Genomic DNA, 22,641 nt, shown 5'->3' with positions numbered 1-22,641 from the left:
CCCCCTACTCCCTGAGGTTGATTGCCTTGCATTCATTTGTGTCGTTGGGCTCGATCCAACCAAGGCCGGTTTTTCTCGTGAAACCGGCCCGCCCGGTCGAAGAGCGCCCCTAGTATGGCCACACCGACCGTCGGCGGGGGCAGGTTTGGTGCAACTCGTGCCAACTACTCCATATCTAGTTGGTCACGCCCGAGTCCCACCCCGCCGCAGGCGGTGCCGCACCGGTACAGAATGCTGGCTGCGACATTCGAGAGCACGTTTGACACGGAAAGGTTGTTGCGTCCGGTGAGCACGCTGCAGTTCAAGCGAACGCCACGCCTGGCCGCTCCCAGGCCACCGGGCGGGGAGGTGCACCTCGAACCACCGCCGGAGATTCCGCGGACCATACCGGGCAACATCGTCCAGAAGGTCCTGCCGGGCATCATGATCGTCGCATCGCTGGGAATGATGGTCTTCATGCTCCAGCGGGCCAAGGACAACCCGATGATGATGATGATGCCGATGATGATGCTCATCTCAACTTTCGGGATGATGGCCGGCGGCGGCAAGGAAGGCAGCCAGAAGAAGGCTGAGATGAACGAGGACCGCAAGGACTATCTGCGGTACCTCGGGCAAATGCGCGACCGCGCGCGGGAGGCCGCCGACGAGCAGCGGCTAGCCCGGGAGTGGGTGCACCCCGACCCGCAGACCCTGTGGTCCCTGGCCGCCGGCAGCCGGCGCATGTGGGAGCGACGTCCCAACGACAACGATTTCTGCCAGGTCCGGGTAGGTCGCGGTTCGCAGCGGCTGGAAACCCGCCTGGTGCCACCGCAAACCGGCCCGGTCGACGAGCTTGAGCCGATCACCACGCTGGCGCTCCGCCGCTTCGTGCGCGCGCACTCGCTGGTGCCGGACCTGCCGATCGCCACCTCGCTGCGCGGTTTCGCCGCGGTCGGCCTGCAGGGCGACCGGGACGTGGTGCGCGGCTTGACCCGCGCGATCGTGTGCCAGCTGGCCACCTTCCACACCCCCGACGACGTGATGATCGCGGTCGCCAGCAGCGGCCGCGCGCGCACGGAGTGGGACTGGGTGAAGTGGCTTCCGCACGCCCAGCACCCGACCGAGACCGACGGCATCGGCCAGATGCGGCTGATGGCCGGTTCGCTCGGGGCCCTGGAGCAGATGCTCGCCGAGCAGCTGGCGGAGCGGCCGCGGTTCCAGCGCAACACGGCGCCGCCGGACGGCCAGCCGCACATCGTGATCATCCTCGATGACGCCGAGATCACCCGCGAAGAGGCGCTCTACGTCGAAGGCGGGCTGGCCGGGGTCACCTTGATCGACCTGTCCGACCTGCTCGGGCAGCTCACCGCGCGCCGCGGCATGCGGATGGTCGTGGAGGAGGACCGCATCGGTGCCCGCGGCGGGTCCGGTGTGGAGTGGTTCGGCAAGCCGGACACGCTGAGCACGGAGGAGGCCACCTCGCTGGCTCGCCAGCTGGCGCCGTACCGGGTGGCCGGCGGCGTTTCGGCGTCCGACGCCGACAGCGGCGGCTACGAGCCGTTGACCACGCCGCTGAACTACATCGAGCAGCTGGGGTTGGCCGGTGACGTGGTCACCTTCGACCTCAACGAAGCCTGGCGGCCGCGGTCCCGCGACGACCTGTACCGCGTCGCGATCGGCCCCGGTGAGCAGGGCGAGATCGTCCACCTGGACATCAAGGAAACCGCCTCCGGCGGCATGGGCCCGCACGGGCTGTGCATCGGTTCGACCGGTTCCGGTAAATCCGAGTTCCTGCGCACCATCGTGCTGGGCCTGATGGCCACTCACTCGTCGTCGATGCTCAACTTCGTGGTCGTCGACTTCAAGGGTGGTGCGACGTTCAACGGGTTCGAGCCGGCGCCGCACGTTTCGGCGAGCATCTCGAACCTGGAGGGCGACGGCTCGCTGATCGACCGCATGCAGGACGCGCTGGCCGGTGAGATGAACCGCCGCCAGGAGGTCCTGAACAAGGCGGGCGCGAAGAACGTCTGGGACTACCGGAAGATGAGCGAGGCTGGCGACGAACGTTGCCAGGAGCCGCTGCCCGCGTTGTTCGTGGTCATCGACGAGTTCTCCGAGCTGCTGTCGCAGCAGCCGGACTTCGCCGAGCTTTTCGTGATGATCGGCCGACTGGGTCGTTCGCTGCAGGTCCACCTGCTGCTGGCTTCCCAGCGGTTGGAAGAGGGCAAGCTGCGCGGTCTGGACACGCACTTGTCCTACCGGATCGGTTTGAAGACCTTCAACGCGGCGGACTCCCGTGCGGCGATCGGTGTTCCGGACGCCGCCGACCTGCCCGCCACCGGTGGTCACGGATACCTGAAGCACCCCAACGGCATGGAGCGGTTCCGCGCCGCGTTCGTGTCCGGCCACATGCACCAGACCAGTGGCCGCCGCCCGACGCTGAAGGGCGGCGCGTCGCCGGTCACCGGCGACAAGATGCCGCGGGAGTTCATCCCGGACTACATCGAGAAGCCGCCGGAACCGGAGAAGCCGGTCGTCGAGGAGGTCAAGGAGCAGAAGAGTGACCTCGACCCGACGGACTTCCAGATCATCATCGACAAGATTCGCGGGCAGGGCCCGCCGGCGCACGCGGTGTGGCTGCCGCCGCTGGACACACCGCCCACTTTGGACGCCCTGCTGCCGCCGCTGCAGCAGACCGACGACCGCGGCTACACGGCGGCGGGCTTCGCGGGCAGCGGCCGGCTGCAGTTCCCGGTGGGGCTGATCGACGTGCCGTACCACCAGCGACAGGACCCGCTGACGCTGGACCTGAGCGGTCAGGGGGGGCACGGCGCGATCGTCGGCGGTGTCGGTGCGGGCAAGTCGAACACCGTCCGCGCGATGGTCGCTTCGATGGCGCTGACCCACACGCCGCGGGAGGTGCAGTTCTACTGCGTCGACCTCGGTGGTGGTTCGATCTCCGCGCTGCGGGGCCTGCCGCACATGGGCGGTTACGGCACCCGGCGTGACCAGGACACGGTTCGGCGGACGATCGCGGAGCTCAAGACGATGCTGGCCGAGCGGGAAGCGCGGTTCCAGCAGCACGGCGTCGAGGGCATGAACGACTACCGCAACCGCAAGCGGCGCGGTGAGTTCGAGGACGACCCGTTCGGCGACGCGTTCCTGATCATCGACGGCTGGCGGACATTCCGCGAGGAGTTCGAGTCGCTGGAGCAGGACGTGCTGAACCTGGCGGCCAACGGCCTGGCCTACGGCGTGCACTTGTTCGTCACCGCCGCGCGTTGGGCGGAGATCCGCCCGGCGATGAAGGACCTGATGCAGACCCGCATCGAGCTGCGGCTCGGTGACCCGAGCGAGTCGGAGATCGACCGCAAGTTCGCGGTGAAGGTCCCGCAGGGCCGCCCGGGGCGCGGTATGCACGGCAGCAAGCTGCACTTCCTGACCGCCCTGCCCCGCGTGGACAGCGAGACCATCGGTGACCGCGTCGAGGCTGAGCACGAGCAGGTCAAGCGGGAGATCGACGAGGGCAAGCCGGTCCGCGCGCCCCGCCTGGGCTGGGAGCTCTACAACGACGACGTCTCCGACGGTGTCGCCGACTTCGTCAACCGGGTCAAGAGTTCTTGGAAGGGGCGTCCGGCGCCGCAGGTCCGCCTGCTGCCGGAGCTGCTGCCGTACCAGCAGTTGCCGCGTCCGGAACAGCAGCCGAAGCCGAAGCTGGTGCCGATCGGCATCAACGAGGACGGCCTGCACCCGGTGTACCTGGACTTCAACGCCGAGCCGAACTTCTACGCGTTCGGCGAGCGGGAGTCGGGCAAGACGGCGCTGCTGCGCACGATCGTCCGCGGCATCACCGAGCGGTACACGCCGAAGGAAGCGCTGGTCCTGCTGGTCGACTACCGGCGCACGATGCTCGGGTTCCTCAACACCGGGCACCTGCTGGAGTACGCGGTCGGTGCGGACCAGTTGAAGGGCAACGTCAAGGACATCGCGGCATCGTTGAAGAAGCGGCTGCCCGGCCCGGATGTGACGCAGGAGCAGTTGAAGGACCGCTCCTGGTGGAAGGGCCCAGAGCTGTTCGTCATCGTCGACGACTACGAGCTGGTCGCGCCGCAGGGCAACAACCCGCTGGCGCCGCTGGCGGAGTTCGTGCCGGTGTCCAACGACGTGGGTCTGCACATCGTGCTGGCGCGCAACTCCGGTGGTGGCAGCAAGTCCTTGTACGAGCCGATCATCGGCAAGATGCGCGAGACGTCGGCGCCTGGTCTGGCGATGAGCGCGAACAAGGACGACGGTCAGCTGGTCGCCAACATCAAGTCGCGGCCGCTGCCGCCTGGTCGAGGCACGCTGGTCAGCCGCAGCCTGCGCGGCGGGCCGCAGATGATCCAGACGGCGTTCATCCAGCCGGAGTGATCCGACGGGCCGACGCGAAAAGCCTCCCCTGCTTCGGCGGGGGAGGCTTTTTGCACCGACCCAATCCGGGTGATTTTTCGAGGTGAGGGGCGCCCTTGAGCGGCCGAGACTGAAGAAGCGGCTGTACCACCCAAGGGTGCCCCTCACCTCTCACCTGGTGGTGTGGTTTGGGTGAACGCGCAGAGCTGAATCCAGAACATCGCTACTGCTTCCTTTCGTCGGGTGGCGTTCGCCGATTTCGCGCGAAATCGGCGAACGCCACGCCTGGCGGGTGGCGATTTCGCGCGAAATCGCCACCACCTCTGGCGGGGATCGGCGGGTGGCGCGAATGTGTCGGCGGCGCGTGCGGGAGCCGTCGCAGAGCTGGTCCACTTCGGACGGCCGGGCGGCGTTTCTGAGGCCGGTCGGTGGGTGGGGGATGGCCGATCGGCTCGCCGAGCAGGGCTTCACCGCTGGGTCGCGTCGTGGGGGATCGGGCGTGGTGAGGGGCACTCGCACCCCGGTCAATTGGGCGCGGGTGCCCCTCAACCCGTTTGGATGGCAACAATCCGTGACAGGTGGTCGCGTTGATCACCCGGTCAGGGGCAGACTGTTGGTGCGCTCGCACCCTTAACCTCTAGGGTGCTCGGGGGGAGTCGGCGCGCCGAGAAGTCGGCGGTCGGACGACAGACGTCGCCGGAAAAGGCGCTTCGGCGATGGTGAAGGAGTTCTGGGTGTCCCTGCACGTCTCGATCGACTTCGGCACGTCGAGCACATGCACGGTGGTGTCTGTCGGCGGTGCCGAACCACAGGTGGTGGTGATAGACGGGCAGCCGCTGGTCCCGTCCGCGGTCTTCGCGGCGGCGGACGGCACGCTGTTCGTCGGGCACGAGGCCGAACGCCAGGCCGCAGTCGACCCCGCTCGTTTCGAGCCACACCCGAAGCGCCGCATCGACGAAGGCGAGCTGCTGCTCGGCAGCAGCGTGCTGAAGGTCGTCGACGTGATCCGCGCCGTATTGCAGCGCGCGGTCGGCGAGGCCCGCCGCTTCGCCGGCGGCGCCGCCGTGGACCTGCTGGTGCTGACCCACCCCGCGGACTGGGGCGCGATGCGCACCGCCGAGCTGCGCAAGGCCGCCACCGGGCTGGGCAAGGAATTGGTCATGGTGCCGGAACCCGTTGCGGCGGCGGTGTTCCACTCCGCCGGTCACGGCCTCCCCGACGGCGGCGCGCTGGCGGTAATCGACCTCGGCGGCGGCACGGTGGACGCCAGCGTGGTGCGCAAGCAGGGCTCCTCGTTCCAGGTGCTGGCCACCCGCGGTGAACCGAACTTCGGCGGCGCGGACATCGACCAGGCTCTTCTGGACCACATCGGCCGGCTCGTCTCCGCCACCGATCCCGAGGCGTGGCGCAGGCTCGTCGAGGGCCGCGACATGGCCGATCGCCGACGCCGCCGGGTGCTGCGGCAGGACGTCCGCGGCGCCAAGGAGACCCTGTCCCGGCACACCTACACCGACGTGCCGATGCCGCCGCCGTTCTCGGACGCGCACGTCACCCGCGTCGACCTGGAGGCGCTGATCGCCGGGCCGCTGGGCAAGTCCGCCGACCTGGTGCTGGCCACCCTGCGCGAGGGCAAGGTGCAGCGGCAGCAGCTGGCCGGGGTGTTCCTGGTCGGCGGTTCGAGCCGGATCCCGATGGTGGCGCGGCTGATCCACGAGCGCACCGGCGTGGTGCCTACCACTTTGGACCAGCCCGAAACCGTGGTGGCGCGCGGCGCGCTCCGCGCGGTGCGGCTGGATCCGGACCGCAGCGGTGGGCTGGCACCTGCTGGTGCCTGGGCGGGCGCGTCGACGGTGCGCGCCTACCCGGTGCCCGGCCCGCCCCCGGTCGGCTCCGCGGGCGGCTCGCCGGTCGGCCCCGGCGTGACCGCGGGCGACTCGCTCAGCGGTGCCCGGACCGTCGTCATCGGCGGCAGCGACCAGACGATGCCGGTCGCGCACCGGCCCAGCCGCAAGAAGCGCAAACTGCCGTGGCTGATCGGCGCCGGCGTGGCCGTCGTGGTGGCCGTCGGCGTGGTCCTGACCCTGGTCATCACCAGTAGCGGCCAGCCGCAGGCTGAACCCGGCGGCCCGACCCGACGGGCCGCGCAGTACGACTACGAGTTCTCCTACCCCGGCGACTGGAAGCAGATCGGCGGGGATCCGAACAACTGGCAGACGCTGATCGCGCCGGAGGACGACGCGCAGGACTCGGTGATCGCGGTCAACGAGGGGAAGCTCGACTTCGACACCGACACCGACCGGAACCGGGCGGTTCAACAGCTGCTCAGCGACTACCAGCAAAAGGTCGCGGCCGGCGAACCGTTCTCGTTGTTCAACCCTTCCACCAGTTTCGCCGGTCGGGACGTGGTGTACTACCGGCAACAAATGCCGGACGCGACGGTCGAGTGGTATGTGCTGCACCGACGACAATTCCGGGTCCTCGTCGGCTGCAAGTACGGCTCGGTGGGCAAGGACGACGTGGTCCGCGCTTGCGAACAGGTCGTCGGTTCCATCAAGGTCCGTTGAACCGGCGGTGAATTCGCCGCGGCGGAATGGATTTCGCGCGGCCGTCGGACAGGGAGACATTGCCATGGCAGATCCAGCGGATTCCGTCCGCAGATTCCGCGCCGAACTCGCCGACGCGGTGGGCCGCAGTCGGCGGGCCCGCGACGAGGCGCACCACCGCGCCGAGGTTTTCCAAAGGCACACAACGGAACTCGCGAAGAACGCGGCGACGGGCAGCAGCGCCGCCGAATCCGTGCAGCGGGCGGTGGCGATCGACTACCGCACCCGGGTGGGTCTGGAAGTTCCCGAGTACTCGGCAATCGAGTCGAATGTGCGCCCGGACACCGCCGCGAACGAGTCGGCGGCCGGGAAATCGCAAGAGCAAACGCCTTCCGACGGCAGCGATCTCGACTTTTCGCAAGCGCAAATCATGCGATGACCTGCGGGTTCCGTGCCCGGCGTTTACATCAGCAACGGGTTGCGCAGAAATCCAGGACAACGTGGAACCGAACATGGCAATGTCTGCGTCGCAGGTTCATCCGAACTTGATGACGAGTTTGAAGGGGGTCATCCAGAGATGGCTGGAATTGGTGCAGATGTCGAGGCGATCGAGAAGGCGTCGCAGGACATCGACGAGGCTCGCAACGCCGTCGAGCAGGCGCTCCAGCAGCTGAGCGGCCAGCTGGAGGGGCCGGTCGCGAACTGGAAGGGCGCGGCCGCGGACGTGTTCCGCAAGCTGATGGGCTCCTACGAGGATAGCGGCAAGAAGATTCTGCAGAAGCTCGACGAGCTGGGCCAGAATGTGCAGAGCTCCGGTGCGGACTACGCCCAGGTCCAGGAGGACCAGGCCCAGGAGATCTCCAAGATCTCGGCGATGCTCGACGGCTGAGCCGCACTCTGAACCGTCGCACGTTCCGAATTCTTGACCATAGGTATTTGAGGGGATAAGCAATGAGCGAGATTGCAGTCAACTTCGCCGAGCTGCAGCAGGCCTCGGACGACCTGCAGGCTGCGGCCCAGAAGATCCAGAGTGAGCTGGACGACCTGGAGGGCAAGATCCAGAAACTCGTCTCCACCTGGGAGGGCGAGGCCGTGGCCGCGTACCAGGACGCCCAGAAGTCCTGGGACGAGGAAGCGGCTCGCATGCAGGAGACCGCCGCGAAGATGGGCATGGCCGTTGCCGCCGCCAACGAGTCCTTCCAGGCCGGTGAGAAGAAGAACGCCGGTCGCTTCGGTGGCTGATCCCACCCGCTGAAGAGCGATCTGCGGCCCCGGCGAGCGCCGGGGCCGCAACGCTGTCCGGGGCCGCGCGGGTACCGCCCCCGGCATTCGCTATCCTGTTTCCGGCGATCTGCCAGGTCAGAAACCTCCAAGCAAGTACCGAGGACCCGTTTTGACCGGGCCAGAAGCCACCAAGTACCCTCATTCTTTGTTGTGCGGTGCGCGGCTGCAGTTCGCGCCAGTGGATCGGGTCTCTCACGGATCGCGGTCCAGGCGGCGGTTCTGGCGGACGTGCCGGTTCCCGGGAGAATTCCCGCGGGAACCGACCGGCGTGATCGAGACGGGCTCCGCACTGACGATTCCGACGCGAACGACGACGAGGTAGATCCGTGCGCACGTACAGCCCGAAGCCCGGCGAGGTGACCCGCGCCTGGCATGTGATCGACGCCGAGGATGTGGTGCTCGGCCGGTTGGCAACTCAGGCCGCGACGCTGCTGCGCGGCAAGCACAAGCCGACCTACGCGCCGCATATGGACACCGGCGACTTCGTCGTCGTCGTCAATGCCGAGAAGGTGGCCCTCACCGGTAACAAGCGCACCCAGGCGTTCCAGTACCGGCACAGCGGCTACCCCGGTGGTCTGCGCAAGCAGTCCTTCGGAGAGGTGCTCGAGAAGCACCCCGAGCGGCTGCTCGAAAAGGCGATCAAGGGCATGCTGCCGAAGAACAAGCTCGGCCGCGCCATGGGCAAGAAGCTCAAGGTCTACGCCGGCCCGGAGCACCCGCACCAGGCCCAGAACCCGCAGCCGTTCGAGATCAACGCGAAGGTCGAGAAGTGACTGACGAACTTCAGCAGGAAGAGAACGTGACCCCGGAGGAGACCGCGGAGGTCGCGTCCGAGGAGACTGTCGAGGTCGACGAGACCGCCGGGGTCGAGGAGACCGCTGAGGCGGTTGCCCCGGCTCCGATCCCGGTGCCGACCGGCCGTCCGGTGCAGACCGTGGGTCGCCGCAAGGAAGCCGTCGTCCGAGTCCGGCTGGTGCCGGGCAACGGTGGCTTCAAGCTCAACGGCAAGAGCCTCGAGCAGTACTTCCCGAACAAGGTGCACCAGCAGCTGATCAAGGAGCCGCTGGTCACCGTCGAGCGCGTGGAGAGCTTCGACGTGCTGGCCACCCTGCACGGTGGCGGCCCGTCCGGCCAGGCCGGTGCGCTGCGCATGGCGATCGCCCGGGCGCTGGTGGCCTACGAGGCCGAAGACCGCCCGGCGCTGAAGAAGGCCGGCATGCTCACCCGTGACGCGCGGGAGAAGGAGCGCAAGAAGTACGGCCTCAAGAAGGCCCGCAAGGCGCCGCAGTACAGCAAGCGCTGACGCGAATTTCATCCGATCTGCGGGAGCAGTCATCAGTCCACTGCGGACGAGACTGCTCCCGCAGTCGTATGCGCCGGAGGCCTTCTACCGACTCGCTCCGCCGTGGTGTCAAAATCGCCACGCCCGCGGGCGGTCGCCACGCCCGCGTGGGATAAACGGCTTCGCCGCTGCAAAGACAAGAACCCGACGTGGCGCGTCCGGTCTCGCGCCCCGCGGAGTTTTCCGTGTCACACGAGGAGGACGTGCTGCTGATGGCTCGGTTGTTCGGCACCGACGGGGTGCGCGGGTTGGCCAACGCGGATCTGACGCCGGAGCTGGTGATGTCGGTGGCCGCGGCGGCCGCGCGGGTGCTCTACGACCGGGACGATTCGCAGCGCCGGGTGGCGTTGGTCGGCCGCGATCCACGGGCCAGCGGCGAGATGCTGGAGGCCGCGGTCACGGCGGGCCTGACCTCGGCCGGTGCCCACGTGCTGCGGGTCGGCGTGCTGCCCACCCCGGCGGTGGCGCACCTGGTCGCGGAGCTGGGCGCGCACCTCGGCGTGATGATCTCCGCCTCGCACAACCCGATGCCGGACAACGGGGTCAAGCTCTTCGGGGCCGGCGGGCACAAGCTGCCGGACGCAGTCGAGGACGAGATCGAGGCTCGCCTGACCGAGCAGGTCGACCGGCCCACCGCGGCCCACGTCGGCCGCGTCCGCGACGTCCCCGACGCGGTGCGGCGTTACGTCGATCACCTGCTGACCGCGGCTCCGCAGTCGCTCGAGGGGCTGAAGGTCGTGGTGGACTGCGCCAACGGCGCGGCCTCGGTCGCTGCCCCGGAGGCCTACCGCCGGGCGGGCGCCGAGGTGATCGCGATCAACGCCGAGCCGGACGGCATCAACATCAACGACGGCGTCGGCTCGACCCACCTCGGCGTGCTGCAGGCAGCGGTGCTCGAACACGGCGCGGACCTGGGCATCGCGCACGACGGCGACGCCGACCGCTGCCTCGCGGTGGACGCCAGCGGGGCAGCGGTGGACGGCGACCAGATCATGGCGATCCTCGCGGTGGCCATGCACGAGTCCGGCGAGCTCACGGATAACACGCTGGTCGCGACCGTGATGAGCAACCTCGGCCTGCACCTGGCGATGCGCGAGCAGGGTGTCGAGCTGCGCACCACCGCCGTCGGCGACCGGTACGTGCTGAAGGAGCTGCGGGCCGGCGGTTTCGCGCTCGGCGGCGAGCAGTCCGGCCACGTCGTGCTGCCCGGCCACGCGACCACCGGCGACGGCCTGCTCACCGCACTGCGGCTGATGGGCCGGATGTCGGCCACCGGCACGCCGCTGGCGTCGTTGGCCAAGGTCATGCGGCGGTTGCCGCAGGTGCTGATCAACGTGCGCGTGGCGGACAAGGCCGCGGCGGTCGCGGCGGCCGAGGTGGCGTCCGCGGTGGCGGCGGCCGAGGGGGAGCTCGGCGACACCGGCCGGATCCTGCTGCGCCCGTCCGGCACCGAGCAGTTGGTGCGCGTGATGGTCGAGGCGCCGAGCGAGGAGACCGCCCAGGCCGTGGCCGAGCGTTTGGCGGAAATCGTTGCCGCAATCCGGTGATCTTGTGATTTTGATCTCTCATTTTGACGCGATCTGTGAGACCCTGCTCACATGGGTGCCATCGTTGTCGCCATGGTCGTGGGGCTCGTCGCTGTCGGGCTCGTCGTCGCTATCGTGATCTTCTCCGCGCTCGCGCTGGCCGGCATGAAAGCCGTCAACGCCGCGCACGAGAGCAGGTCCTGGTTCGTCAACCGTCGAGGTCGAAGCTGAGCGTGCGTAATGCGCGGACGAGTGTTCGGTGACCTGCTGATCGTTCTCGTGGTGCCCTTGGTGCTCATGGTCCTGGGCGCGTTCGTGCTCGCCGTCGTGCTGGCGCAGGGCTGGGGCCTGCACCTGATCTTCGAGGGCGGCGGCCTTTACTGATCATCGGCTGAGCCCGTGATCCGGCATTATGCGCTGCCGTGCTCTGCATCGTTTGAGGTTCGCCGTTCCGCTGCTGGGCCTCGCGGCGGCCATCTGCCTCGTTGTGCCCGTGCTGGTGCTGCTCCGGCGGCGTTGAACGATTCTGGCCATCCGCTGCCTCCGGCGCGGTGCCCTCCGATAAGTTCGGTTCCTGGTCGAACGATTGGAGGTTCCGGTGATCTTCCAGATCCTGATCGTGATCGTCGTAAGCGCACTCGCCGGTGCCGGTGGTGGCGCGCTCGTCGCGATGATCGCGAAGAACAAGGCTCCGGCGCAGCCGCCGTTGCAGCAGTTCCCGCCGCCGCAGCAGGGCTTCTCGCCGCCGCCGCAGCAGGGTTTCGGGCCGCCGCCGCAGGGCCCCTACCAGCAGTGACGACTACGAACAGATCCGTTCAGGACTTGCAGCGGACTAGCAGGGGGAAACGTTGTATCTGGTGATCACGCTGGTGCTCAGCCTGCTCTTCGGCGGCGGGGCCGGTGCGTTGACCGCGCTTCTGATCGTCAAGAACAGCAACAACGCCCGGCGGCCCGCGCAGTTCCCGCCACAGGGCTTCGCCCCGCAGCCGCCCCAGCAGCAGTACCCGCCCCAGCAGCAGTACCCGCCGCAGCAGCAGTACCCGCCGCAGTAGCAGTACCCGCCCCAGCAGTTTCCGCGGCAGCAGGGCTACGGCCAGCCGTTGCAGGATCCGCAGCCGCCCCAGTGATCGACTTCTCCCTTCGCGGATGCAAGCACCTCGGTGGATTAGCCGTTCAGCCCTGGGGAACCTGCCAAGATTAGGAACCAGCGAATCATCCGCGCCGTCACACCCGCTGAGACGTGCGCGACAGGTCGGGTGAAGGGGGCGCGATGAGCGGGGCGCAGACTTCGGGAAGTGATGTCGGGAAGGCGGCCAATGCGTTTTCCGACGGTTCTGGGGCGATCAAGGAGCAAGCCAAGGCGGCCACCGATACGAAATTGACCGCTGAGAAGTTCGGGAAGAAGTTCCACGAGGCGGGCAAGGCCTACAAGGACGCGCTGGACAAGCTGGGGAAGAACATCGAGTCGTTCGCCGAGCATGGATCGAAGCTCTCCGAGAGCTTCTCCGAATCCGCGAAGGAATACCAGGCCCGCGACGAATCCGGTGCCCAAGAGGTCGGGAAGGTTCAGGCCTGATGGCGGACGAGAACAAACAGGAAGAGGAAAGCAGCTTCGGCGAGGACGTCGGTTCGGTCGTCGGCGGGATCCAGGGCGGGGTCACCGGTCTGGTGCTCGGGCCGGCCGGTGCCGCGGCGGGCGCGAAGATCGGCTCGGAAATCGGTGGCGCGATCGGCGGGGCCGCGCAGGACGCCGGCGAGTGGCTCGGCGAGACGGCCTCCGACGCGGGCACCTGGTTGGTCGACAACGCGGGCAGCATCGCCGACACCGCGATGTCCGTCGTCAACCCGATCGGCGGCAAGCTCTTCGAGTCCCTCACCGACGGCGGTTTCTCGGCGCTGCAGGAGAAGGCCAAGGCCGCCGAGGAGCGCAAGGGCAAGTTCGAGGACGCAAAGGGGAAGTTGGAGGGCGGCGGCGCCGTCAACACCTCCGACGAACTCCTCGACGAAGGCAAGATGGGGCTGGACTTCTTCGAGAAGTTCCTGCCGCTGTACCAGGATTGGGCAGGCAAGGGGCCGGACTTCAAGGGCGAGGTCGTCCAGGAGTACGACCAGCTCCGCGAGATCGACTTCGGCGCGTTCCGGGCCGACGCCGAGCGGTTGGGCGGCGTGCAGAAGGCGCTGCTGGACCAGAACGACTCGATGGGCCAGGCGTTCCGGGGCGCCAAGCAGACCTGGAAGGGTTCGGCAGCGGACGCCGCCGAATCCAAGGTCGGCAGCTACAGCATGGCGGGCACGACGGTCACCAACGAGACCGAGAACATGGCCGGCGCCATCACCCCGGCCGCCGACGGCATCCAGCAGACCGTGCGGGAATACGCCAAGTTCGTGCTGGAGCTGGGCAAGGAGATCAAGTGCGCCGGCAAGGATCCGGACGACACCAAGGACGAGATCCGCAAGGCGCGCGGCGACATCAACCTCGAAGACCTCAAGGACATCGGGATCGATGACATCTTCTCGGGTGCCTGGTCGATCATCAAGGACCAGGCGATCGGCCTGATCCTCGGCGGCCCCATCGGCGGGCTGATCGGTCAGTTCTTCGGGGCCAAGGACGCCTGCGACCAGATCCGCCAGGGCCTGATCGACGACGCCAAGAAGTGGCTCGACGAGTCGTTCAAGCCCGAGATGGAGCAGAAGTACCAGAGCTTCAAGGACCAGAGCAAGGCCACCCAGGACGCCGTCCAGGCCGCGTACGACCAGATGCTGCAGGCCGCCAAGGTCAGCGATGACCCGTTCAAGGGCCTCGAAGACGGCAAGGGCGGCGGGGGTGACGACCAGGGCGGCGGCAACAACACCGGCGGCGGCGGCAACAACACCGGTGGCGGAGGTTCCGGTACCGGTGGCGGAGGTTCCGGTACCGGCGGCGGTGGTTCCGGTACCGGCGGTGGCGGCGGTGAGCCGGAGATGCCGAAGACGCCCGAGATGCCGAAGACGCCGGAGATGCCGGAGATGCCGGAAGCCCCCGGAGCAGGTGGCGGCCTCGGTGAGCAGGGCGAACAGGAGAAGGTGACCCTCGGCGAGGGCGACGATGCGGTCACCGTCCAGAAGCCTGGCCCGGACGGCAAGACGCAGGTCGAGCTGATCGGCCCGGACGGCAAGCCGAAGACCTACGAGGTCGACTTCGGCCCGGCTGGTGGCGCCGGTGCGCCCGGGACGGAGGGCATCCAGACGATGCCCGCGCCGGGGCAGGCGTCCGGCGGCGTCGGCGGGCCGCCCGGTGGCCAAGGTCCGATCCCGGTGCAGGCGGGCGAGGACGGCAAGGCCGTGATCCGCGAGGGCGACCGCACCATCACGCTGGAGCGCACGCCGGACGGCCAGGTCAAGGTCAGCGTGGACAACGGTGGCGGGCAGCCGCCGCTGAACCAGACCATCGACTTCGGCAGCGACCAGGCGAAGCCGATCGACGGGGCGGACCGCATCACGACGATGCCCGCCGAAGCTCAGCCCGGCGAGGTGCCCCGACCGTCGGACGCCACCACGATGCCCGCGCCCGCCCCGGGCTTCGCCGTGCCCGACGTGGGCACCATGCCAGCCCCGGACCCCGTGGCGCCGATGCCAGCCCCGGATCCCGGCTTCGCTGCGCCGGACGTGGGCACCATGCCAGCCCCGGACCCCGGCTTCGCTGCGCCGGACTACGGCAGCGGGGTGGGCACGATGCCCGCGGCGGACCCCGGCTTCGGTTCGCCCGCCTACGGCGTGGGCTCGACCATGCCTTCCTACGACACCAGCGGCGAAGTTCCTGCGGGCAGCGAGCCGGCGGCGGCGGGCACGCCTGCCTCCACCGCTCCGCAGTCCGCGGGTATGAGCGTCTTCAGCAGCATGAGCGACGGGGTGCAGAACTCGTTCGGCAGCGCCTCCGGTCAGCTGTTCGGCGGCCCGGACCAGCCGGGCGTGCCCGGCGGTTCCGACCAGCACGGATCGACCGGCCTGGCCTCCCTTGGCGACTCCGCGGGCGGCAGTCCGCAGGGCGCCACCGGACTGTCGTCGCTGGGTGGCGACCAGAGCAGTGGTTCGGCGCAGGGAGCTCACGCCGGCCAGTCCGCCAACCAGAGCTCCGCGATGGGCGGCGCGATGATGGGCGGCATGGGCGCGATGGGCGGCGGCCACGGCGGTCAGCAGGGTGGCGAGCAGGAGCGCAGCAACAGCAGTCCGTGGCGAACCCAGGGCCAGCTCTTCGATGACGGCGTCGATTCGTCGAACATGCGGTTCCGGTCGGTGCTGGGCGAGGACCGGGAGAGGTGAGCGCGGTGGTTCTGATCAACCAGAAGGTCGCGGACGAGATCGCGACCTTGGTCGCGCGGCACCGCTACGGCGTCGAGGACAGCATGGACGCGGTCCGCGCCGCGGAGGCCGCGTCGGCGAAGAAGAACGAAGAGATCAAGGCGGCGGCGGACGAGCGCAAGCAGGAGCTCGTCGAGAAGGCCGCCAACGCCCAGCCTCCGGAGGACAAGCCCCGCAACGACTGGGCCGGCAAGCGGAACGAGGACAGCAACGAGATCAGCCTCGGAGCCGACGACGAGGAAGAACGACCGCAGCAGCCAGCCCGGCCCACGCCGCCGCCACCACCGCCACCACCGCCACCGCCGCCACCGGCGGCCCCCAAGCCGGCACCGCGCCGGCGGGTGGCGTTCGACGATGACGACGACTACGAGAACCAGAGCTGGCTGAGGTGACATCCACGGCGGGGCGCGGAGATTTCCGCGCTCCGCTTGGTTTTCCGCCTGCGGTTGCGAAAAGGTGCGCCAGATGTCGATTCCGGGCAAACGCGCCGCAACTTCAGCATCGGTAACTTCGACGAAGACGTCCAGGGAGGACTGCTTCTGGGCGCCGACGAAGGGCCAGGACCGGCACAGCTGTGAGTCACGCCGCGGTGAGGTCGCCGCGGCTGTGCTCGTTGTCGATGTGACTGCCGCCGATGTCGGCGCTCAGCAGCGCTTCACCGCGCCGATCGCCGCCCAGCGTGCAGAGAAAGAAAGCGGTGAGCAGGGCCTTGGTGACGCGTTGCGTCGCGTACTCGGGCTTGCCGTGCAGCACCAGCTGCGTCCAGTGCCGGCCCTCGGTGAAGCCAAGGTGGCTGGCCTTCTTCACCGTCCGCAGCTGCACCGGACCGCCCCAGGCACGGGCGATCGGCTCGGCGTTGGCCACGGGCGGGGTCAGCAGGTCCCGGCCGGCGGCGATGTGCAGGCCCGGCACCTCGACGCGGCTCGCCGTCTCGAACGCCGACGGCATGGTCTCGGCGGCGGCCAGCGTCGCGACCGAGCGGATCCGCTGGTCTTCGGCTGCCGCGAGCACCGCGCAGCCGCCGCCCATGGCGTGCCCGGCCACCCCGAGCCGCTTCTCGTCGACGCTGATCCCGCCCTCGCCGAGCCGGACGCCGACGCAGACGTCCAGCGCGGTCCGCAGATCGGCGGCGTACAGCCGGTGCGACGCGAACACGCCGCGCTGGGTGCCGGGCGCGGCGACCACGATGCCCCACGAGGCGAGGTGCCGGAGCAGGCCGAGGTAGCGGCGGGGCGGCTGCAGCCAGCCGTGCCCGAACGCGACCGCCGGCAGCCCGAGGCCACTGCGGGGGGTGCAGACGATGCCGGGCAGCCCGACGAGGGCCAGATCACCGTGCAGCACGTCGTGCGGTCCGCGGCGGGACAGCTCTTCGAACGCGTTCTTCGCGGAAGGGGCCTTCTTGGCAGTGCGCGCCATGGTCAGCAACGGTAGCGGACCTGCTCGTGCACGTGCGGTAGCCGCCACGGGAGGGGGTTCCCGAACCGGCTGACTCGAACAGGTTCAGACCATGTGGAGTAGCTACTCTGGGCCGAGTGTGCGGCATCGTTGGTTACGTAGGACATCGTCAGGCGCTCGAAGTCGTCCTCGGCGGACTCCGGCGACTGGAGTACCGGGGTTACGACTCGGCGGGAGTCGCCCTGCTCGACGGTGAGGGCGGCCTCGCGGTGGAGCGCGCCGCCGGCGCGCTATCGAACCTGGAGAAGCGCCTCGCCGAGGTCGATGGCGGCAAGTTCGCAGGTCACAGCGGCATGGGACACACCAGGTGGGCGACCCACGGGGCGCCGACCGACCGCAACGCCCACCCGCACCGCGACGCCAGCGGGCAGGTCGCGGTGGTGCACAACGGCATCATCGAGAACTTCGCCGTGCTGCGCGCCGAGCTTGAAGCCGCGGGCATCGAGATGGCCAGCGACACCGACACCGAGACGACGGCGCATCTGGTCGCCGCCGCCTACGTCGACGGGCCGACCGCCGGCGACCTCACCGCCAGCGTGTGCGCGGTCGCCCGGCGCCTGGAGGGCGCCTTCACGCTGGTCGTCACGCACGCCGCCGAGCCCGGCAAGATCGTGGCCGCTCGCCGGTCGTCCCCGCTGGTCGTCGGGGTCGGCGAGGGCGAGCACTTCCTGGCCTCGGACGTCGCCGCGTTCATCGAGCACACCCGCGATGCGGTGGAGCTCGGCCAGGACCAGGTGGTGACCATCACCCGCGACGGCTACCGGGTGACCGACTTCTTCGCCGAGGACGTCGAGGCCAAGCCGTTCAGCGTCGACTGGGACCTGTCGGCCGCCGAGAAGGGCGGTCACGACTACTTCATGCTCAAGGAGATCGAGGAGCAGCCCGAGGCGCTGGAGAACACGCTGCGCGGCCACTTCGCCGGCGGCGGCATCATCCTCGACGAGCTGCGGCTCACCGAGCAGGACCTGCGCGACATCGACAAGGTCTTCGTGGTCGCCTGCGGCACCGCCTACCACTCCGGGCTGCTCGCCAAGTACGCCATCGAGCACTGGTGCCGGGTGCCGGTCGAGGTCGAGCTGGCCAGCGAGTTCCGCTACCGCGACCCGGTGCTCGGTCGGGACACGCTGGTGGTGGCGATCTCCCAGTCCGGTGAGACCGCCGACACCCTGGAGGCGGTGCGGCACGCGCGCACCCAGCGGGCGCGGGTGCTGGCGATCTGCAACACCAACGGCGCGCAGATCCCGCGCGAGTCGGACGCGGTGCTCTACACCCACGCCGGTCCGGAGATCGGGGTCGCGGCGACGAAGACGTTCCTGGCCCAGGTCGCGGCGAACTACCTGGTCGGGCTGGCCTTGGCGCAGGCGCGCGGCACGAAGTACTCCGACGAGGTGGCGAGGGAGTTCGCGGAGCTGTCCGCGATGCCCGAAGCGGTGCGCAGCACGTTGTCCACAGTGGACCAGGTGCGGCAGCTGGGCCAGGAGCTCGCCGACGCCAAGGCGGTGCTGTTCCTGGGGCGGCACGTCGGGTACCCGGTGGCGCTGGAGGGCGCGCTCAAGCTCAAGGAGCTCGCCTACATGCACGCCGAGGGCTTCGCCGCGGGTGAGCTCAAGCACGGGCCGATCGCGCTGATCGAGGAAGGCCTGCCGGTCGTCGTGGTCATGCCCTCCCCGAAGGGGCGGGCGCTGCTGCACTCCAAGTTGGTGTCCAACATCCGCGAGATCCAGGCGCGCGGCGCCCGGACCATCGTGATCGCGGAGGAGGGCGACGACGAGGTCCGTCCGTTCGCCGACGAGCTGATCACGATCCCGGCGGTGCCGACCCTGCTGCAGCCGCTGGTGTCGACGGTGCCGTTGCAGGTGCTGGCGGCGGAGATCGCCCGGGCTCGCGGCTACGACGTCGACAAGCCCCGGAACCTCGCGAAGTCTGTCACCGTCGAGTGACCACCACCTTTTTGGGCGTGCGTGGTGATCTGACGCGCCAGAGACCCGGAGAGCGGCACTGTGCGGGTCTTACCGCCTTTGGGGAGCCGGAACACCAACCGGCCGTCGACGGGGCGCACTTGGCGTTGTACGTGCACCAGGGCACCGTCGGGGAGAACCCGAAAATCTCGCCCTGACGCAGCCCCACACCGCTACCGAGGGATACGGAGAACGTTCCACACGCCACCGTTTTACCCGGTGTGGGTTGCGGACGCCGACGGATGCTGCCCGTACGGCAGGGTTTGTCGTGGATGCGTTTATCGGCGACCGCGCCGGAGAGGATCGGGGAGAGCAGGTCGTAGAGCTGCGCCTGGTAGTTCACGCCGACACGGGGTCGGTGCGTAACCATTCGAGCCAGTCACGTACCGCGCCGGGTTGCGCGACCTTGGCTAGCGGCATCTCGCCGAAGTGCCGCAGAATCCGGGTGCGTACCCGTTGCTCGATGGCGGCACGGCTGGACGGGTCGGAGGCTTGCCCTTTTCACCACGCGCAGCGCGACCACTACTATGGCCTACTTCGAGAGGCAGCGTGGCAGAATGACTCCCTGACGTGATCGGCGGTGTCTTCGCCCGAGGCAGTCAACGCAGGGTTTGCCGCACAGCGCCAGTTACCCGCGTGGCAGCGCTTCGTACGCTTCCCGCAGATCGCGCGCCTCCGGGAGTTGGCGTGATTCCACGGCTTTAACAACTTCGAGTGCTCGCCAATGGTTCGACGGGACAACCCGACCTGACGCAATTGCGCGCATGGCAGTAGCACATGCCTCGTCAAGCCTATCGGAAGCCAGGAGCGCCAAGGCGAGATCCAGGTTTGCTGCCGCAACACGTCGTGGCCACTTGCTTGAATCGGATGTCGGACCGAGTCGCTTGATCACTTCTCGCGCGTATTCCTCAGCGGCGGAATCTCCAAGCCATGCCAGTGTCGTAGCGGTATAGGCAAGCGATTTATCAGGATCGTACCGATAATGATGTTCGGGCCTTTCCGGCCTCTGCATCGGCGACACCATTTGATGTACCGACTTTATGGACTCGTACGTTTCCTCGGCCTGTCCGAGCCGAGCATTCGCTCGGCCGATCTGAGCGGTTGCTTGAATAGCGACCGAACTTCCACCGGGCGCGAGTTGTACAGCTGACCGCGCTAGGTCTGACGCACGCGCAAAATCTCCTTGCGTCAGAACTCGCCACGCCTCTGTCTCGTAGCACCAAGCACGGATCTCCGCGTGGTTAACCTCACGCGCAAGGCTGGCTGCGGTCCGTAGGCGTGCTGTAGCCGCCGCATCCTGCTGGAGGTCGACATGCACTGTCGCACCCAGCAACGACAACCACCCGCCAATGACTAGAAGCCGCCGATGATCAGCCAAGCTCATACGACCATCGAGCAACTTATGCACGTAGCGAAGGTGCTGGCGAACCCTTTGAATTAGAACGTTCGGCGGAGTCGTCGTATAGGAGCTAGCCAAATCATCAAAAGCCGCTTCCAACATATCTAGGGTCTCGCTGGTGACGTCGCTGGCAGAAGCTCGCCGAACAAGTTCCACAGCCTCTATTTGATCGCCATCGTCTGATGACACATTTGAAAACCATGACTGCTCGCAAATGGAAGCGGAATTCTGTTGCGAAAAAAGATCTGCAACCTTATTTGAAGCCTCTTCCGCAACAGCGGCATCATATTCTGCGAGCAGCACCCCGTTGCACTTGCAGATCTCATCCGCTTTCTTCCAGAAATCACGTGCCGGAAACTGCCGTCCGGCTTCAATATGTGAAATTGACGTCCGCGAGTAATGAGTTTTTCTAGCTAGTTCACTCTGGCGAATTCGGGCGGATTCCCGCTGTTTCGCGAGCATTGCGCCAAGCGCACGACGCAAATCCACGACGGTCTCTGACTGACGTGCCATCACGCCTCCCTAGCGTCTCATGCTCGCGACCGCTGTACCTCAGGCAAGCGTAGTCACCTGTCGACAGCGAGTCATCGTCACGAGGTGGGAGTTCTCCCCACATCCTTTCCCACCTCAACTTCACACGGTTACATTCCAGACACGCAAGGTGATTTCCATTCTGTGAGCTGCACAAGGTCGACGGAGGTGTTGGTTGTCCGCGCAGGTGGCCGTCGTCCTAAACCCCTTGACTGATCGGAGCACTGCCGAATATGACCGCCCTATCCGAAGTCATGACTGATGACCTCCGCGAACGGTTCGCCGATGAGCCCCTCCGCATCGGCACTCGCACCACTCCGTTGGCCAAGGCCCAGACACAGCGCGTGGTGCGGAGCATCGGGGACTGCGTTCCGGGCCTGGCGATCGAAACGGTCGGCATCGAGACCTCGGCCGATCTGTGGACCGGTGACCTGTCCCTGCTGGGCGGCAAGGGAAACTTCACCAAAGAGATCGATCGTTCGCTGATCTCCGGCAAGATCGACATCGCGGTGCACTCCATGAAGGACGTACCGGGAGACGTCCCGCTGCCCAAGGGGACCGAGTTCGGTGCCTACCTGCCGCGCGGTGATGTCCACGACGTAGTGATCGCCCGCGAGGGCCGCCAGCTCGCCGACCTCCCTGCCGGGGCCAAGGTCGGAACCTCCGCCGTCCGGCGACGCGCGCAGCTAACTCTGTACCGCTCGGACCTGATCATCGAACGCGTCCGGGGCAGCGTGAACAGCCGGATCAAGAAGATGGATGACGGCGAGTACGACGCAATCCTGTTGGCCCGCACCGGGCTCGAACGCGTCGGACTCGACCACCGGATCACCGAGATCCTGCCAACCACATGGGTCGATGGAAAGACCCCGGCAATGGTGCCCGCAGTCGGAGCAGCGGTGATCGGCGTCCAAGCCCGCACCGGTGACGAGCCGGTCATGCGACTGTTGGAAGAACTCAACGACCCGGAAACCGCCCGCCATATCGCAACGGAACGGACGATGCTGCACATGCTCCGGGGCCACTGCAACAGCCCCATTGCCGGACACGCCCACACCACGGCTGACGAGCAGCTCAGCCTATTCGGCATGGTGTTTAACCGCGACGGTTCCCAATGGGTCCGCTCCCATGGTTGGGGCCCCATCGACGACCCGGCCAGCCTCGGCGCATGGGTCGCTGGTGACCTCCTTCGACAGGGTGCGCGGAGGCTGATCACCGCAACCCGGAAATGAGCCGCACACCACCGGCGCATCCCGGCACGGCACGCGGTCTGATCCGCGACCACGACGGCCGATGGCTGATCGTCCGCCCGGTCAACGACCTGAGATGGCACCTACCGGGTGGACTGATCGAACAAAACGAGCCACCTACCGCCGCGTGCAGGCGAGAAGTCCGCGAAGAACTCGGGCTCGACCTCACACCCGGCCCGCTATACGCGGTCGGGTGGAACGCGCCAAGACGTGCCGGCAGTCGTGCCCGGTACACCTTCATCTTCAACATGGGCACTCACTCGGAAGACGAGCTCGCGCAGCAAATCCGTCTGCAACAAAGCGAAATCGAAGACTGGCAATGGTCCCGCCCCGACTACGCCGCGATCCTTCTACACCCCGACATGGCCGAACGCCTCAACCACGCCCGCGCGACGTACCCCAGCGGCTACCACGAAACCGCCGCAATTCGGCTCCCAAAGCCAACGACCGGCACAAGCCATCTCTGAGTCTCGCCGTAGGAGCTAACGGAACCTTCCCGGAGTCCTGAAAGGACGGACCGGGTTTCAGACGCGGACCGGTGTCGTAGTCAAGCCCCCTGACCGGCATGAGTCCGCCTGCGGCCGGTTGGTGCCAGCTTCCACACGGCACCAACCGGCCTTTCCACTCACAAACGAGTAGGCGAGGGA

General features: G+C 67.8%; 20 protein-coding genes. 18 read left to right on the top strand and 2 right to left on the bottom strand.

Translation table 11 applies throughout. The features are described from left to right. Nucleotides 1-285 precede the first annotated feature (285 nt). From eccCa to FDZ84_RS08680, 15 genes are all read left to right on the top strand, one after another. Entirely contained in the window at nt 286-4,389 is a 4,104-nt protein-coding gene (gene eccCa / locus FDZ84_RS08750) for a type VII secretion protein EccCa (protein ID WP_210435487.1), read from the top strand. 695 nt (nt 4,390-5,084) lie between these two features. Further along, the gene (locus FDZ84_RS08745; RefSeq protein ID WP_210435486.1) at nt 5,085-6,932 is read left to right on the top strand and encodes a type VII secretion-associated protein; all 1,848 of its coding nucleotides are present in this window, start codon (nt 5,085-5,087) and stop codon (nt 6,930-6,932) included. Between the two features lie 64 nt (nt 6,933-6,996). Then, nucleotides 6,997-7,350, top strand: a complete 354-nt coding sequence (locus FDZ84_RS08740) for a hypothetical protein (protein ID WP_168585478.1) — start codon at nt 6,997-6,999, stop codon at nt 7,348-7,350. Nucleotides 7,351-7,488: 138 nt separating this feature from the next. Continuing rightward, complete coding sequence (locus tag FDZ84_RS08735) at nt 7,489-7,800, top strand: WXG100 family type VII secretion target (RefSeq protein ID WP_168585477.1); 312 nt, start codon at nt 7,489-7,491, stop codon at nt 7,798-7,800. Nucleotides 7,801-7,862: 62 nt separating this feature from the next. Then, complete coding sequence (locus FDZ84_RS08730; RefSeq protein ID WP_168585476.1) at nt 7,863-8,153, top strand: WXG100 family type VII secretion target; 291 nt, start codon at nt 7,863-7,865, stop codon at nt 8,151-8,153. Nucleotides 8,154-8,521: 368 nt separating this feature from the next. Continuing rightward, the gene (gene rplM, locus FDZ84_RS08725) at nt 8,522-8,968 is read left to right on the top strand and encodes a 50S ribosomal protein L13 (protein WP_010316190.1); all 447 of its coding nucleotides are present in this window, start codon (nt 8,522-8,524) and stop codon (nt 8,966-8,968) included. Next, nucleotides 8,965-9,498: a 30S ribosomal protein S9 gene (rpsI, locus tag FDZ84_RS08720; RefSeq protein ID WP_371812815.1), complete on the top strand. Its 534-nt coding sequence runs from the start codon at nt 8,965-8,967 to the stop codon at nt 9,496-9,498. The genes rplM and rpsI overlap by 4 nt, the downstream gene beginning before the upstream one ends. Before the next feature lie 251 nt (nt 9,499-9,749). Further along, nucleotides 9,750-11,084 carry a phosphoglucosamine mutase gene (glmM, locus tag FDZ84_RS08715; RefSeq protein WP_168589911.1) on the top strand — a complete coding sequence of 445 codons (1,335 nt, stop codon included), beginning with the start codon at nt 9,750-9,752 and terminating at the stop codon, nt 11,082-11,084. A gap of 51 nt (nt 11,085-11,135) precedes the next feature. Further along, nucleotides 11,136-11,294, top strand: coding sequence for a hypothetical protein (locus FDZ84_RS08710; protein ID WP_168585475.1), 159 nt, complete (start codon nt 11,136-11,138; stop codon nt 11,292-11,294). A 9-nt stretch (nt 11,295-11,303) separates the two neighbouring features. Continuing rightward, nucleotides 11,304-11,447, top strand: coding sequence for a hypothetical protein (locus tag FDZ84_RS08705; protein ID WP_168585474.1), 144 nt, complete (start codon nt 11,304-11,306; stop codon nt 11,445-11,447). A 214-nt stretch (nt 11,448-11,661) separates the two neighbouring features. Then, complete coding sequence (locus FDZ84_RS08700) at nt 11,662-11,859, top strand: hypothetical protein (protein ID WP_168585473.1); 198 nt, start codon at nt 11,662-11,664, stop codon at nt 11,857-11,859. Between the two features lie 52 nt (nt 11,860-11,911). Further along, the gene (locus FDZ84_RS08695; protein ID WP_168585472.1) at nt 11,912-12,115 is read left to right on the top strand and encodes a hypothetical protein; all 204 of its coding nucleotides are present in this window, start codon (nt 11,912-11,914) and stop codon (nt 12,113-12,115) included. Between the two features lie 218 nt (nt 12,116-12,333). Then, nucleotides 12,334-12,639 carry a type VII secretion target gene (locus FDZ84_RS08690; protein ID WP_168585471.1) on the top strand — a complete coding sequence of 102 codons (306 nt, stop codon included), beginning with the start codon at nt 12,334-12,336 and terminating at the stop codon, nt 12,637-12,639. Beyond that, entirely contained in the window at nt 12,639-15,362 is a 2,724-nt protein-coding gene (locus FDZ84_RS08685) for a WXG100 family type VII secretion target (RefSeq protein ID WP_168585470.1), read from the top strand. Before FDZ84_RS08690 ends, FDZ84_RS08685 begins: the two co-directional genes overlap by 1 nt. Continuing rightward, nucleotides 15,359-15,793 (top strand): hypothetical protein, encoded by a 435-nt coding sequence (locus FDZ84_RS08680; RefSeq protein WP_168584085.1) that lies wholly within the window; start codon nt 15,359-15,361, stop codon nt 15,791-15,793. The genes FDZ84_RS08685 and FDZ84_RS08680 overlap by 4 nt, the downstream gene beginning before the upstream one ends. Before the next feature lie 187 nt (nt 15,794-15,980). Here the strand turns inward: FDZ84_RS08680 and FDZ84_RS08675 are convergent, their stop codons facing one another. After that, nucleotides 15,981-16,817, bottom strand: coding sequence for a dienelactone hydrolase family protein (locus tag FDZ84_RS08675; protein WP_168585469.1), 837 nt, complete (start codon nt 16,815-16,817; stop codon nt 15,981-15,983). Between the two features lie 116 nt (nt 16,818-16,933). Here FDZ84_RS08675 and glmS point away from each other — a divergent pair, with 116 nt between their 5' ends. Further along, the gene (gene glmS, locus FDZ84_RS08670; RefSeq protein WP_168585468.1) at nt 16,934-18,796 is read left to right on the top strand and encodes a glutamine--fructose-6-phosphate transaminase (isomerizing); all 1,863 of its coding nucleotides are present in this window, start codon (nt 16,934-16,936) and stop codon (nt 18,794-18,796) included. A 646-nt stretch (nt 18,797-19,442) separates the two neighbouring features. Here the strand turns inward: glmS and FDZ84_RS08665 are convergent. Further along, the gene (locus tag FDZ84_RS08665; RefSeq protein ID WP_168585467.1) at nt 19,443-20,726 is read right to left on the bottom strand and encodes a helix-turn-helix transcriptional regulator; all 1,284 of its coding nucleotides are present in this window, start codon (nt 20,724-20,726) and stop codon (nt 19,443-19,445) included. Nucleotides 20,727-20,998: 272 nt separating this feature from the next. Between FDZ84_RS08665 and hemC the strand changes: the two genes are divergently transcribed. Together hemC and FDZ84_RS08655 are read left to right on the top strand one after the other, a co-directional pair. Continuing rightward, the gene (gene hemC, locus FDZ84_RS08660) at nt 20,999-21,976 is read left to right on the top strand and encodes a hydroxymethylbilane synthase (RefSeq protein ID WP_168585466.1); all 978 of its coding nucleotides are present in this window, start codon (nt 20,999-21,001) and stop codon (nt 21,974-21,976) included. Beyond that, a complete protein-coding gene (locus FDZ84_RS08655) occupies nt 21,973-22,461 on the top strand; it encodes an NUDIX hydrolase (protein WP_168585465.1) in 489 nt (162 codons plus the stop codon). Before hemC ends, FDZ84_RS08655 begins: the two co-directional genes overlap by 4 nt. The last annotated feature ends 180 nt before the right edge of the window (nt 22,462-22,641 follow it).

Origin of the sequence: Saccharopolyspora sp. ASAGF58, assembly GCF_012277335.1 — a bacterium.
Classification (GTDB): domain Bacteria; phylum Actinomycetota; class Actinomycetes; order Mycobacteriales; family Pseudonocardiaceae; genus Saccharopolyspora; species Saccharopolyspora hattusasensis.
This window is presented reverse-complemented; position numbering and strand designations above follow the sequence as displayed.